Below are 14,290 nucleotides of genomic sequence, written 5' to 3'. Positions count from 1 at the left end.
GGGGTGCCCCGGTCGGGGCACCCCACCGCCGTTTCGCCGTCCGCGGCGGACACCTGCCCCACCTGGGCGGGGCCGGTCCGGGCGGAGGGTTCAGCTCGCGCGCAGCAGGTCCAGCCGGCCGTCGTCCAGCAGAATGGAGCGCTGGAGGTCGCGCAGCACCCGGCCGGGCTCGATACCCAGCTCGGCGTTGAGGATCTCCCGGGCGTTGACATAGGCCCGCAGCGCGTCGCTCTGGCGCTCCGAGCGGTACAGGGCCAGCATCAGCTGCCGGTGGAACGCCTCGCGCAGCGGGTGCTCCGCCGTCAGGCTGTAGAGCTGGGAGACGAGCTCGCGGTGGCGGCCCAGCACCAGGTCGGCGTCCATCCGCATCTCGATGCACTCCAGCCGCGCCTCCTCCGCCCACGCGGCGAAGGAGTTGACGATCGGGCCGAGCCGCAGCTCGCTGAGCACTGGGCCGCGCCACAGCGCCAGCGCCTCGCCCAGCACGACCGAGGCCTCCTCGTACCGGTCGCGCTTCATGGCCGCCCGGCCCTGGGTCATCAGCTGCTGGAACTCGTGGACGTCCAGCGTGTCGTGCCCCAGGCTCAGCAGATAGCCGGGCGAGCGGGTGGTGATGGGGTTGTCCGTCCGGCCGGGCCGGTCGAGGAACTTGCGCAGCTGTGAGATGTAGACGTGCAGCGCGGCGGTCGCTCTCCTGGGTGGCCTCTCCTCCCAGAGTTCCGCGGTGAACTGGGACACCGTCACCACCTGGCCCGCGCGGATCAGCAGGACCGCCAACAGCGTCTCCATCTTCCGCGCGCTGACGACGGAGACGGCGTCGCCGTCGCACACCCGCAGACCACCCATGATTTCGTACCGCATCGCAGACTCCCCGTTTTTGTTCGTCGAACAAACTGAACTCGTCCCCCGCGCGCACATCAGCCCGAGAGGGTCTGGAACTGCCCGTCGTGGTAAAGCAGCGGACGGCCGTCCTCGCGGTACTCGGTGTGCCTCGGCTCGGCGATCACCAGCGTGTGGTCACCGGTCGACACCCGGTCGACCACCCGGCATACGAGGAGGGCCAGCACGCCCTCGAGCACCGGGACGCCGTACGGTCCCGGGCGCCACGCGGTGGGCGCGGCGAAGCGGTCGATCCCGCTCCGGGCGAACGTGGCGGCCAGCTCCTGCTGCTCCTCGGTGAGCAGGTGCACCGCGACATGGTCGGCCGCCGCGAACGCGGGCCAGGACGAGGCGGTACAGCTGAGTCCGAACGAGAGCAGTGGTGGATCCGCGGACAGGGACACCACCGAGGTCGCCGTGAAACCGGTCGGCTTCTCGTCGTGGCTCGTGACCACGGCGACCCCGCTCGCGTGGTGTCGGAAGACTCGGCGGAAGACATCACTACTGACAGATGCAAACGTCACTGTTCCCCCGTATCGCATTCGCTGCGCACACAACGAGGCCCTGCCGTTTCCGACAGGGCTCCGTTGCCTCTCGCATCAGCTTCGCGTAGATGCAGGTGTCCACACATCTGCGAAACTACTTACATACGAATGTGATCCGCGCAACGCCGCTGATCTGCGGGGACGTCAGACGGCGGCCATCTCCTCCCGCAGGAACGCGACCAGAGCGGCGGGCGTCGGATGGTCCAGCACCACCACCGGGGGCAGTACCAGACCGGTGGCCTCGCAGAGCCGGTTACGCAGCTCGAGGGCCGTGAAGGACGAGAACCCGGCGTCGACGAAGGTCAGTTCGAGGTCCAGCGCGGCCGGATCGCCGTGCCCCAGCACCTCCGCCGACAGACTCCGTACCAGCTCCCCCAGCACCTCCTCCTGGCCACCGGCGTCCAGCCCGCCCAGCCGCTCCCGCAGCCCCGGGGCAACGCCCCCGGCCGCCGACGCGCCGGCCGGGACCGCCGCCTCCAGCAGCTCACCGGCCTCCGGCAGCGCCCGCAACAGCGGGGCGAGCCCCTGCACCGACAGCGCGGACCAGTCGAGGTCCAGAACCACCTGCGAGACCGTCTCACCCAGGGGGTCGACCCGGCCCAGCGCCGGTTCGGGGGCCATCACCCGCAGCCCCGCGAGGGCCGCCCCCTCCTCGCCCGCCCACGGGCCCCTGACCACCGAGGCCGCAGACAGCCCGGCAGCCCGGCGCCGCAGCACCAGAGCCTCCGCGTACGCCGCGCCGGCCGCCTCACCGGCGGTCCCCGGCTCGCCCAGGATGCCGACCGTCCCCGCGAGCAGCAGGAAGACCTCCAGGTCCAGCCCCGCCGTCGCCTCCTCCAGGGCGCGCAGGCCGGCCACCACCCGGCTGAGCCGGGCCAGCCGGCCCTTCCGGTTGCCCGGGTCTGCCTCACGCCGACCGCCGCCCGCGTACACCACCGCCGTGACCGGGTACTCCTGCGGCGCCTCGGCCAGCAGCTCGGTCAGCGGGCCCGCCTCGGTGAAGTCACCCGAGCCGACCGTCACCCGGACGTCCGCCTCGGCCAGCTCCGCCAGCAGCCCCGCCCCCGGTTCGGCCGTCAGCAGCAGGCTGCGCGCGCCGGTACCCGCCAGCCAGCGGACCACGGGGGCCGACTGCTCGCCGACCACCAGCACGGTGCCGCCCGGCCGCCACGCCCGCTGCCCGGCCTCGTCCGCCCGCGGCGCCCGGACCAGGCGCCGGGCGAAGGTACCGTCCGGACGGACCGCCAGCTGGTCCTCGCCGTCGCCGCCCCCGGCCAGGATCCGGGCGAGCCTGCGTTCCCCGGCCTCGTCCGGCACACCGGCAACGTCGATCTGGCCGCCCGCACGCAGGTGCGGCTCGGCGTACGCCGACACCAGCGCACCCCGCGCCAACGCCTGCTCCGCGTCCGGCGCCTCGCCCGCCACGGACACCGCGCCCGATGTCACGCACCAGAGCGGCACGTCGAGGGCCATCTCGGTCATCTGATGATCCAGCATCAAGGAGGTCAGCACCCCGCTCGGCAGGGTCCCCTCCCACGGGTGCGGAGCGGTGTCGAGCGCGAGCAGCGACAGCACGCCCGCGACCTGCGCCCGCTCCCGCTCGACCGCGGACACGAGCCGGCCGAGCATCACCTCGGGCTGGTCGTCGGCCCGGCCCAGCACCACCCGCACCACCCGGCCGCCGCCCGCGCCCAGCACCCGCTGCGCGGCCACGGCCCACGGGTGGTCGGCGTCGGACTCCGGGAGGACCAGCAGCCAATCGCCCGACGGACGCGGCGATCCGCTCTCCGGCACCGGCTGCCAGCCCGCACGGTAGCGCCAGCCGGCACTGCGCCGTCGGCCGGACAGCGCCGGCAGCAGCCGCTCCAGCGCCCCCCGTCCCGCCACGTCCAGCCCCAGCGCCGCCGCGAGGCCCGGCACATCCCCACCGTCGACCAGGTTCCAGAAACCCTCGTCCTGTGCCGCCCCGGACTCCGCCCGGTGGCGGGGCGCCTCCAGCCAGTAGCGCCGGCGCTGGAACGCGTAGGTCGGCAGATCCGCTCGCAGGTCGCGCGCGGGCCGCGTCCCGGCCCGCCAGTCCACCGAACCGCCCCGCACCCAGATCTGGGCCAGGGCGTTCTGCACCGCCACCGCCTCGGGGCGGTCACCGCGCAGCAGTGGCGCCAGCAGCGCCGGCTCGGCCGCCAGGCCGTCCCTGGCCATCGCGGTCAGCACCGCATCCGGCCCCAGTTCCAGGAAGGCCCGCACGCCCTGGCCCTCCAGGAAGCGGACGCCGTCCAGGAACCGCACGGTGCCGCGAATCTGCCGCGCCCAGTACTCCGGCGAGCGCAGCTGCTCCGACGTGGCCACCACGCCGGTGACGTTGGAGACCACCGGGATGGCCGGCTCGTGGAACTCCAGCCCGGCGATCACCTCCCGGAACTCGGCCAGGACCCCGTCCATGTGCGCCGAGTGGAAGGCGTGACTGACCTTCAGCCGCTTGGTGCGGTGCCCCGAGGCCCGCCACTTGCCGGCGACCTCGGCGACCGCCGCGGCGTCACCGGAGATCACCGTCGCGTTCGGACCGTTGACCGCGGCGACGGCTATCAGGTCCTCGAAGCCGGCCAGCAGGGCCAGCGTCTCCTCTTCGGACGCCTGGAGCGCCACCATCGAGCCGTCGCCGCGGGCCGACTGCATCAACCGCCCGCGCGCCTCCACCAGCGTGGCGGCGTCGTCCAGGGACAGCACCCCGGCGACGTGGGCCGCAGCCACCTCGCCGACCGAGTGGCCGAGCAGGTAGTCCGGCGTGACGCCCCGGTGCTCCAGCATCCGGTACAGGCCCACCTCGACCGCGAACAGCGCGGCCTGGGTGTAATCGGTGCGGTCCAGCAGCGCGGCCTCGGGCGAGCGCGGCGCGGCGAACAGCACCTCGAACAGCGGACGCTCCAGACGCTGGTCCAGCCGCTCCGCGACCTGCTCCAGCGCCCGGGCGAACACCTGGTCCTCCGCGTACAGTTGGCGCCCCATGCCGAGCCGCTGACTGCCCTGCCCGGTGAACAGGAAGGCCGTCCTGCCGTCCGGGCGGCCGTGGCCGCGCCCGCTGACGATCCCCGGACCCGAACCGTCCCTGCTCAGCACCCGCAGCGCGCTCAGCCGCTGGGCGCGGTCCCCCGCCACGACCACCGCGCGGTGGTCGAACTCCGGCCTGCCCGCCAGCACGTGGGCGATCTCGGCCTCGGTGACGTCCTCCCGCTCGGCGGCGTACGCCGCCAGCCGCTCGGCCTGCTCGCGCAGGGCCGTCTCGGTGCGCGCGGAGAGCGGCCACGCGGACGCGGTGACCGCCCCGGCCGGTTCGCCGGCCGGCACCCCGTCCGGCTCCTCGGCCGGGGCGGCGGGAGCGGGCGCCTCCTCGATGATCACGTGGGCGTTGGTGCCGCTGATGCCGAACGAGGACACCCCCGCCCGGCGCGGACGCCCCGCGTCCTCCCACGGCCGTGCCTCGGTCAGCAGCTCCACCGCGCCGGCCGCCCAGTCCACCTGGGCGGACGGCGCGTCGATGTGCAGGCTCTTCGGCAGCGTCCCGTTGCGCATCGCCATCACCATCTTGATGACGCCCGCCGCGCCGGCCGCCGCCTGGGTGTGGCCGATGTTCGACTTGATCGACCCCAGCCACAGCGGACGGCCCGCCGTCCGGCCCTGCCCGTACGTGGCCAGCAGCGCCTGCGCCTCGATCGGGTCACCCAGCGTCGTCCCGGTGCCGTGCGCCTCGACCGCGTCCACGTCGCCCGTCTCCAGGCCCGCGTCGGCGAGCGCCTGGCGGATCACCCGGGCCTGGGCCGGCCCGTTCGGCGCGGTCAACCCGTTGGAGGCGCCGTCCTGGTTCACCGCGGTACTGCGGATCACTGCGAGCACCGGGTGGCCGTTGCGCCGCGCGTCCGTCAGCCGCTCCAGCAGGAGCAGCCCAGCCCCTTCCGAGAAGCCGGTGCCGTCCGCCGCGTCCGCGAAGGACCGGCACCGGCCGTCCGGGGAGAGCCCGCGCTGGCGGCTGAACTCCACGAAGAGCCCCGGTGTGGCCATCACCGCCACGCCGCCCGCCAGTGCGAGGTCCGTCTCCCCCTGCCGCAGCGACCGGCTCGCCAGGTGCATCGCCACCAGCGAGGACGAACAGGCGGTGTCCACGCTCACCGCCGGCCCCTCCAGGCCGAAGGTGTAGGACACCCGCCCGGAAGCGACGCTGCCGGCGCTGCCGTTGCCGAGGAACGCCTCGTATTCCTCCGGAGCCTGCTCGAAACGCCCCGCGTAGTCGCTGTACATGACGCCCGCGAAGACGCCCGTCCGGCTGCCGCGCAGGGACGCCGGATCGACCCCGGCCCGCTCGAAGGCCTCCCAGGCCGTCTCCAGCAGCAGCCGCTGCTGCGGGTCGGTCGCCGTCGCCTCGCGCGGGCTGATCCCGAAGAACGCCGGATCGAACTCGCCCGCGTCGTGCAGGAACCCGCCCTGACGGGTGTACGAGGTGCCGGTCCGCTCCGGGTCCGCGTCGTACAGGGCCTCCAGGTCCCAGCCTCGGTCGACCGGGAAACCCGCCACCGCGTCGACGCCGCCGTCGACCAGCCGCCAGAGCTCCTCCGGGGTGCGGACCCCGCCCGGGAACCGGCAGGCCATCCCGATGATCGCGATCGGCTCCTGCTGACCGGCCTCCAGCTCGACCAGCCGCTGACGGGTCTTCTGCAGATCGGCCGTCACCCACTTGAGGTACTCGACCAGCTTCTCTTCATTGCTGTCTGACATGCTGCAACGCCCTCCGGGCAACGTCCAACGGGTCTGCTGCGTCCGGTCCGGTCAGCTGCCGGCCCGTCCGAGCTGGGTGTCGATGAAGTCGAAGATCTCGGCGGCCGAGGCGTCCCGCAGCCGGTCCTCGGTCTCGGTCCCCTCGTGCGCGGTCCGACCTTGCGCCTCGTTCCACTTCAGCAGGACGTTCTGAAGCCGCGCTGTAATCGCCCCGCGCGGCCCCGGCTCCGACGGCACCGCCGCCAGGCTCGCCTCCAGCCGTTCCAGCTCCGCCATGGCCGCCGTCACCGCCGCCTCGGCCGGATCCGCCGGCTCCGGCGCGATCGAGTCCCGGACGAACGCGGCCAGCGCGGCCGGCGTCGGGTAGTCGAACACCAGCGTCGCCGGCAGTCGCAGCCCGGTGGCCGCGTTCAACCGGTTGCGCAGCTCGACCGCCGTGAGCGAGTCGAAGCCGAGCTCCTTGAACGCCCGGTCCGCGTCGACGCCTTCCGCCTCCGAGTGCCCCAGCACGGCGGCCACCAGACCGCGCACCAGGTCCAGCACCAGCGCCGTCTGCCCGCCCGCGTCCAGCTCCGCCAGCCCGGCCAGCCCCACCGTCCCGGACTCCACCGCGCCCCGGCGGCGCACCCGCACCAGCCCGGCCAGCAGCGCGGGCAGCACGCCGGCGGCCGCACGGGCGTGCAGCGCGGGCAGGCTCAGGTCCACCGCCACCAGCGACGGCCGCTCCCCCGCCACCGACCGGTCCAGCGACCGGTCGAACAGCTCCAGGCCCAGCTCGGCCGAGAGCGGCAGCAGACCGCCCCGCTCCACCCGGGCCAGATTCGCGGCGTCCAGGTGACCCGTCATACCACTGTCCTGCGCCCACAGGCCCCAGGCCACCGAGGTCGCGGTCAGTCCACGGGCCCGGCGGTGCTGGGCGAGCGCGTCGAGGAACGCGTTGGCCGCCGCGTAGTTCGCCTGACCCGCGCTGCCGCTCACCCCCGCGAAGGAGGAGAACAGCACGAAGGCGGCGAGTTCCAGACCGTCCGTCAGCTCGTGCAGGTGGTGCGCCGCATCGGCCTTCGGGCCCCACACCGTGTCGAAGCGCTCTGGCGTGAGCGAGTCGAACACCCCGTCGTCCAGCACGCCCGCCGCGTGCACCACGGCGGTCAGCGGGTGCTCCGCCGGCACGGACGCCAGGATCCCGGCCAGCACCTCACGATCGGCGACGTCGCCGGAGACCAGTTCCACCGACGCGCCCAGCGCGGCCAGGTCGGCCAGCAGCCCGTCCGCGCCCGCGGCCGCGCGCCCGCTCCGGCTGACCAACAGCAGCCGGCCTACACCGTGCCGCTCCACCAGGTGCCGGGCGACCAGGGCGCCCAACGTCCCGGTCCCGCCGGTCACCAGCACGGTACCCTCGGGGTCCAGCCCGGCACCGGCGGGGACCACCACCGCGCCCTGCCGCGGCACCACGGCCGCCAGCCTCGGCACGGAGGCCCTGCCCTCCCGGAGCGCGAGCTGCGGCTCCCCGGCCGCCAGGGCCGCCGGGACGGCCCGCAGGCTCGCCGGGCAGCCGTCCACGTCCAGCAGGACGACCCGGCCGGGGTGCTCGGACTGCACCGACCGCAGCATGCCCCACAGCGGCGCGTGCGCGAGGTCCGGCACGTCCTCCGCCGTGCCGACGGCGATCGCCCCGCGCGTCACCACGACCAGCCGCGAGTCGGCCAGTGCCCGCTCGGCCAGCCACTCCTGCACCAGGGCCAGCAGCTCGTACGTCGCCGCACGGGCACCGTCGAAGCCGGACTCCGGCTTCTCCGACATCCGGGTGACGAACACCGTGTCCGGAGCCGGGGCACCGGACGCCAGAGCCTCTCGCAGCTCGGCGAGGCCCGCGAACACCGGCCCCGCGCCCCACACGCCGCCCAGGTCGAAGGGGTCCGCCCCCAGGATCGCCCGCAGCCCGGACACCGCGTCCCGGTCGGCGCGGGCGGGCACCCAGTCGACCGCGTACAGCGGCCGGGCACCCGGGTTCAGCGCGGCGAGCTGGTCGGGGGTGATCTCCCGGACGGTGAGCGACTCCACGCCGATGACGGGGGTGCCGGCCGGGTCGGTGGCGTCGAGGGTGTAGGTGTTGTCGCCGGTGGTCTGCCAGTGGACGCGCAGGCTCGTCGCGCCGGTGGCGTGGAGTGTGACACCGCTCCATGCGAAGGGCAGGATGACGCGGTGCTCGGTCTGGTCCGCCAGGAGGGTGTGCAGGGCGGCGTCGAGAAGTGCCGGATGCACGCCGAAGCCGGTGGTGTCGGTGTCGTCTTCGGGGAGGGTGATCTCGGCGTGCAGGTCGCCGTTGCCGGTGCGCCAGGCGGTGTGCAGGCCCTGGAACAGCGGGCCGTACTCGTAGCCGCGCGCGGCGAGCCGGTCGTAGAGGCCGTCGAGGTCGATCCGCTCTGCGCCGGCGGGCGGCCACGCGCCGGTGGTGGGCGCGGGTGTGGTGGCCTGGGTGGTCAGGCTGCCGGTGGCGTGCCTGGTCCACACGCCCTCGCCGTTCCCTGCGCGGGAGTGCACGGCGAGGGTGAAGGCGTCGTTCTCGTCCGGGGTGAGGGTGATCTGCAGGTGGACGCCCTCGGCCTCGGGGATGGTGAGGGGCGCGTGGAGGGTGAGGTCTTCGAGGTGTCCGGCGCCGAGGTGGTCACCGGCCGCGATGGCGAGGTCGACGAACGCGGTCCCCGGCAGCAGGACATTGCCGAAGACGGCGTGATCGGCCAGCCAGGGCTGCGCGGTGCGCGACAGGCGCCCGGTGAACACCGCACCGCCCTCGTCGGCCAGATCCACCGTTGCACCCAGCAGACCGTGTCCGGCCACAGTCAGACCCAGGCCCGCCGCGTCACCGGTAGCAACCGGTGCCGCCAGCCAGTAGCGGCGGCGCTGGAAGGCGTAGGTGGGCAGGTCGACGATGTTGCCGTTGGTGAGGGTGTGGGTCTGTTCCCAGTTGACGGGGGTGCCGGTGGTCCACAGGTGTGCGAGGGCGGCCAGGAATGTTTCGTCCTCGGGCTTGTCCTTGCGCAGTGCCGCGACCGCCAGCACGTCGGTGTCTGTGTCGGTGAGGGTGGTGCGGGTCAGGGCGGTCAGGACCGGGTCCGGCCCGAGTTCGAGGAACGCGGTGATGCCTTCTTGTGCGTGGAGGTGGTGGATGCCCTGGTGGAAGCGGACGGTGGCGCGGATGTGCCCGGCCCAGTAGGCGGGTGAGGTCAGCTGCTCGGTGGTGGCGATGGTCCCGGTGACGTTCGACAACACCGGGATGGACGGCTCCTGGAAGGTCATCGAGCTGATTTCGTGGGTGAACTCTTCCAGCACGCCGTCCATGTGCGGGGAGTGGAAGGCGTGGGAGACCGTCAGATGACGGGTGCGCCTGCCCAGGCCCTTGAAGTGGGCGGCGACAACGTCGGCGGTGGCGGCGTCGCCGGAGATCACGACGGAGGTGGGGCCGTTAACGGCGGCGATCGACAGTGTGTCCTCGCAGCCCTCCAGTAGCGGCAGGACCTCGGCCTCGGTGGCCTCGACCGCGACCATCACCCCGTCCGCGCGCGCCGCCTGCATCAGCCGGCCACGCGCGGTCACCAGACGCGCCGCGTCCGCCAGCGACAGGACACCGGCCACGTGCGCGGCGGTGACCTCGCCGATCGAATGCCCGCCCACCACCTGCGGCGTCACACCGTGCGCCTGCACCAGACGGAACAGGGCCGTCTCGACGGCGAACAGTGCCGCCTGCGTGTAGAGGGTCTGGTCCAGTTCCCCGTCGTCAGCGAACAGCACGTCCTTCAGCGCGCGGGGAAGATGAGCGTCCAGAGCGGCGGACACCTCGTCGAACGCCGCCGCGAACACCGGCTGTGTCGCGTAGAGGCGGGCTCCCATGCGGGCCCGCTGGGAGCCCTGTCCGGTGAACAGCACCGCCAGACGGCCCCCCGCACCCGCCCGACCACGCACCACACCAGCAGCATCAACACCATCAGCGAGGGCCCCGAGCCCGGCCAGCAGACCGTCCCGGTCCTCACCCAGCACCACCGCACGGTCCTCGAACACCGCACGCGAGGACACCAACGACACACCCACATCAACCGGCGACAGGCCCTCGTCCACCCCGACAGCCGTCAGCAGCCGCGCCGCCTGACCCGCCACCGCCTCCACACCACGACCCGACACCACCCACGGCACCACACCCGACACCGCCACCGGCGCCTCGGAGACCGCAGGCGCCAGAGCCCCCTCCGCCTCGGGGGCCTCCTCCACCGCAGCAGGTGCTTGCTCGATGATCACGTGCGCATTGGTCCCGCTGACGCCGAACGACGACACGCCCGCCCGGCGCGGGCGACCCGCGTCCTGCCACTCACGCTCACGCGTCAGCAGCTCCACCGCACCCGCGTCCCACTCCACGTGCGGCGACGCCTCATCCACGTGCAGGGTGCGCGGCAGCACGCCGTGCCGCATCGCCATCACCATCTTGATGACACCCGCGACACCGGCAGCGGCCTGCGTGTGGCCGATGTTGGACTTGATCGAGCCCAGCCACAAAGGCCGGTCGGTGGGCCGGTCCTGGCCGTAGGTGGCCAGCAGCGCCTGCGCCTCGATCGGGTCACCCAGACGCGTCCCCGTCCCGTGCGCCTCGACCACGTCCACATCCGCGGTCGTCAGACGGGCGCTCGCCAACGCCTGCCGGATGACGCGCTCCTGCGACGGACCGTTCGGCGCGGTCAGACCGTTCGACGCACCGTCCTGGTTCACCGCCGAACCACGCAGCACGGCCAGCACCGGGTGGCCGAGCCGCTGCGCGTCCGAGAGCCGCTCGACGAGCAACACGCCGACACCCTCGGCGAAGCCCGTACCGTCGGCGTCGGCCGAGAACGAGCGGCAGCGGCCGTCCACCGACAGGCCGCGCTGGCGGCTGAACTCGGTGAACAGGGTCGGTGCAGCCATCACGGTGACGCCGCCGGCCACGGCCAGGCTGCACTCGCCCCGGCGCAGCGACTGCGCGGCGAGGTGCAGGGCGACCAAGGAGGAGGAGCACGCGGTGTCCACCGTCACGGCCGGGCCCTCAAGGCCGAACGTGTAGGCGATCCGACCGGAGGCGATGCTCGTCGTGCTGCCGGTCAGCAGATAGCCCTCGTACTCGTCCGGGACCTCGTCTGCCCGGGACGCGTAGTCCTGGGCGATGGCGCCGACAAAGACGCCGGTGTCGCTGCCCCGGACGGCGGCGGGGTCGATACCGGCCCGCTCGAAGGCCTCCCAGGTCGTCTCCAGCAGCAGGCGCTGCTGCGGGTCGGCGGTCGCCGCCTCGCGCGGGCTGATCCCGAAGAAGCCGGCGTCGAACTCGCCGGACCGCTCCAGGAAGCCGCCCCTGCGGGTGTACGACGTCCCCGGGGTCTCCGGGTCCGGGTCGAAGAGCTTCTCCAGGTCCCAACCCCGGTCCGTGGGGAAGTCGGATATCGCGTCGGCGCCCTCCGTCACCAGCCGCCACAGCTGCTCCGGCGACTCGACGTCCCCCGGGTAGCGGCAGCTCATCCCGACAATCGCGATCGGCTCCTGCTCCTTCGCCTCCAGATCGCGAAGGCGCCGGTTCGCCTGGCGCAGGTCCGCGGTGGCGCGCTTGAGGTAGTCGCGGAGCTTTTCGTCATTCGCCATCAGAAGTTTCCGATCTCATTGTCGAGTGCGTCGAAGAGCTCGTCGTCAGTGGCCGAGTCCAGGTCGTCGTCCATGCCGTCCGCGCCGGAGGCGCCGGACGGGTCGGCCCACTTCCACAGAAGGGCCTGAAGCCTGGTGACGATCTTCGTCTGGGCGTCGTCGTCACCGGTGATGGAGCCGAGGGCGGTGTCGATCTCGTCCAGCTGAGCGATCACGCTTCGGGAGAGGTCCGCCTCCTCGGGTGCGAGGGCGTCCAGCAGGTAGTCGGAGAGCGCACGGGGGGTCGGGTGGTCGAAGACCAGGGTCGCGGGCAGCTTCAGACCGGTGGCCGATCCGAGGCGGTTGCGGAGCTCCACCGCGGTGAGCGAGTCGAAGCCGAGCTCCTTGAACGCCCGCTCCTCGTCCAGCCGGTCGGCGCCGGCGTGGCCGAGCACGGCGGCAGCCTGCGTCCTGACCAGGCCGAGCACGGCCTTGCGCTGTTCGGCGCCCGACAGCCCGGTCAGGGTGCCCTTGAACGAGGCGCCGGTACCTCCGGCGGCAGTCCGGGCCGTGCTGACACTGCGCCGGGCGGGGGCACGGACCAGGCTCCGCAGGACGTCCGGGACGTCCTCCGGCGCCATGGTGGCACGCATCGCCGCCACGTCGATCCGGATCGGGACGACGACCGCCCCGACCGACTCCCGGGCCGAGTCGAACAGCTCCATGCCCTGCTCGGAGGTGATGGCGTGCACACCCGTCCGCTTCATCCGGGCCAGGTCGGCCTCTCCCATGTGGGCCGTCATGCTGCTCGTCTGCGCCCACAGGCCCCAGGCCAGCGAGTGCGCCGGCAGCCCGAGGGCCCGACGGTGCTGGGCCAGCGCGTCCAGGTAGGCGTTGGCGGCGGCGTAGTTGGCCTGGCCGGCCGTACCCAGGGTGCCCGCGGCCGAGGAGAACAGGACGAACGCCGACAGGTCCAGGTCCTTGGTGAGCTCGTGGAGGTTCCACGCCGCGTCCACCTTGGGCCGCAGGACGGTCTCCAGGTCCTTCGGGGTCAAGGCCTCCAGGACGCCGTCCGCGAGGACGCCCGCGGTGTGCACGACGGCCGTCAGCGGATGCTCCGTCGGCACGCCCGCGAGCAGTTCCGCCACCGCCGCGCGATCCGCGACATCACACGCGGCGACCGAGACCTCGGCACCCAACTCCGTCAGTTCGGCGACCAGTTCGGCCGCACCGTGCGCCCCGAGGCCGCTCCGGCTGGTCAGCAGCAGCCGCCGGACTCCGTTGTCGGCCACCAGGTGGCGGGCCACCAGGCCGCCGAGCACGCCGGTCGCACCGGTGATCAGGACCGTCCCCTCGGGCCGCACCGGCTGCGGAAGGACGAGCACCAGCTTGCCGATGTGCCGGGCCTGGCTGAAGTACCGGATGGCGTCTGGCGCCTGCCGCACGTCCCAAGTGGTCACCGGCAGCGGCCGGATGGCCCCGCTCTCGAACAACTCACCCAGTTCGCACAGCATGTGCTGCACCCGCTCCGGACCGGCGTCGAGCAAGTCGTAGACCTGGTACGCCACACCGTCGTACTGCGCCGCGATCTCCGCGGAGTCGCGCTTGTCGGTCTTGCCCATCTCCAGGAAGCGCCCGCCCCTGCGCTGAAGCCGCAGCGAGGCGTCCACGTATTCGTGCGCAAGGGAGTTGAGGACGACGTCCACCCCCCGGTCGCCCAGGACCGAACGGAACTCATCCTCGAAGTCCAGGCTCCGCGAGGACGCGATGTGGTCATCGGGGATCCCCGCTTCGCGGAGCGTCCCCCACTTCCCGTGGCTGGCCGTCGCGAACACCTCCAGCCCCCAGTGGCGGGCCAGTTCGAGCGTTGCCAGGCCCACACCGCCGGTCGCCGCGTGCAGCAGCAGCGACTCGCCGCGCTGGACGTCGGCCAGGTCGACCAGGCCGTAGTACGCGGTCAGGTAGACCACGGGCGCGGCGGCGGCCTGCGCGAACGACCAGCCGGTGGGCATGCGCGTGATCCAGCGGTGGTCGGTCACCGCGATGGGCCCGAGCACGGTACTCAGCAGGCCCATGACCCGGTCGCCCGGAGCGAACCCGGTGACGTCCGGCGCCACCTCCAGGACCACGCCCGCGACCTCGCCGGCCTTCGCCCGGCCGTCGTCGGGCACCATCCCCAACGCAACCAGGACGTCACGGAAGTTCAGGCCCGCCGCGCGCACTGAGATCCGCACCTGACCCGGCTGCAGCGGACTCAATGCCTCCGGGAAGGAGTTGAGCGAGATGCTGTCGAGCGAACCCTTCACCTCCATGTCGAGGCTCCAGGGCTCCGGCCCCTCCGGTACGGCCAGGATCCCCTGGTTGGTGGTGGGAGTGAGGTGGGGGGTGTGGGGGGTGTGGTTGCGGTGGGCGGTCTGGGGGTGGGTGGTGTTCAGAGTGGTGACGGTGGTGAGGGGGTGGTGGTCGAG

At 73.1% G+C, this 14,290-nt stretch carries 5 protein-coding genes; all 5 read right to left on the bottom strand.

Annotated elements, in window-relative coordinates:
* Positions 1 to 90: 90 nt before the first annotated feature.
* Positions 91 to 861, bottom strand: a complete 771-nt coding sequence (locus ACWF9Z_RS35965) for an AfsR/SARP family transcriptional regulator (protein ID WP_453609741.1) — start codon at positions 859 to 861, stop codon at positions 91 to 93.
* A gap of 56 nt (positions 862 to 917) precedes the next feature.
* Positions 918 to 1,421: a flavin reductase family protein gene (locus ACWF9Z_RS35960; RefSeq protein WP_453609740.1), complete on the bottom strand. Its 504-nt coding sequence runs from the start codon at positions 1,419 to 1,421 to the stop codon at positions 918 to 920.
* 147 nt (positions 1,422 to 1,568) lie between these two features.
* The gene (locus ACWF9Z_RS35955; protein ID WP_453609739.1) at positions 1,569 to 6,191 is read right to left on the bottom strand and encodes a type I polyketide synthase; all 4,623 of its coding nucleotides are present in this window, start codon (positions 6,189 to 6,191) and stop codon (positions 1,569 to 1,571) included.
* A 51-nt stretch (positions 6,192 to 6,242) separates the two neighbouring features.
* Positions 6,243 to 11,843, bottom strand: a complete 5,601-nt coding sequence (locus ACWF9Z_RS35950; RefSeq protein ID WP_453609737.1) for an SDR family NAD(P)-dependent oxidoreductase — start codon at positions 11,841 to 11,843, stop codon at positions 6,243 to 6,245.
* Positions 11,843 to 14,290 (bottom strand): SDR family NAD(P)-dependent oxidoreductase (locus ACWF9Z_RS35945; protein ID WP_453609735.1); only part of this gene is annotated, 2,448 nt, incomplete at its 5' end. The genes ACWF9Z_RS35945 and ACWF9Z_RS35950, both read right to left, overlap by 1 nt.

Source organism: Streptomyces sp. NPDC054961, from assembly GCF_053609145.1.
Note: the sequence above shows the minus strand (reverse complement) of the source record. Positions and strands in the feature narration are given on the sequence as shown.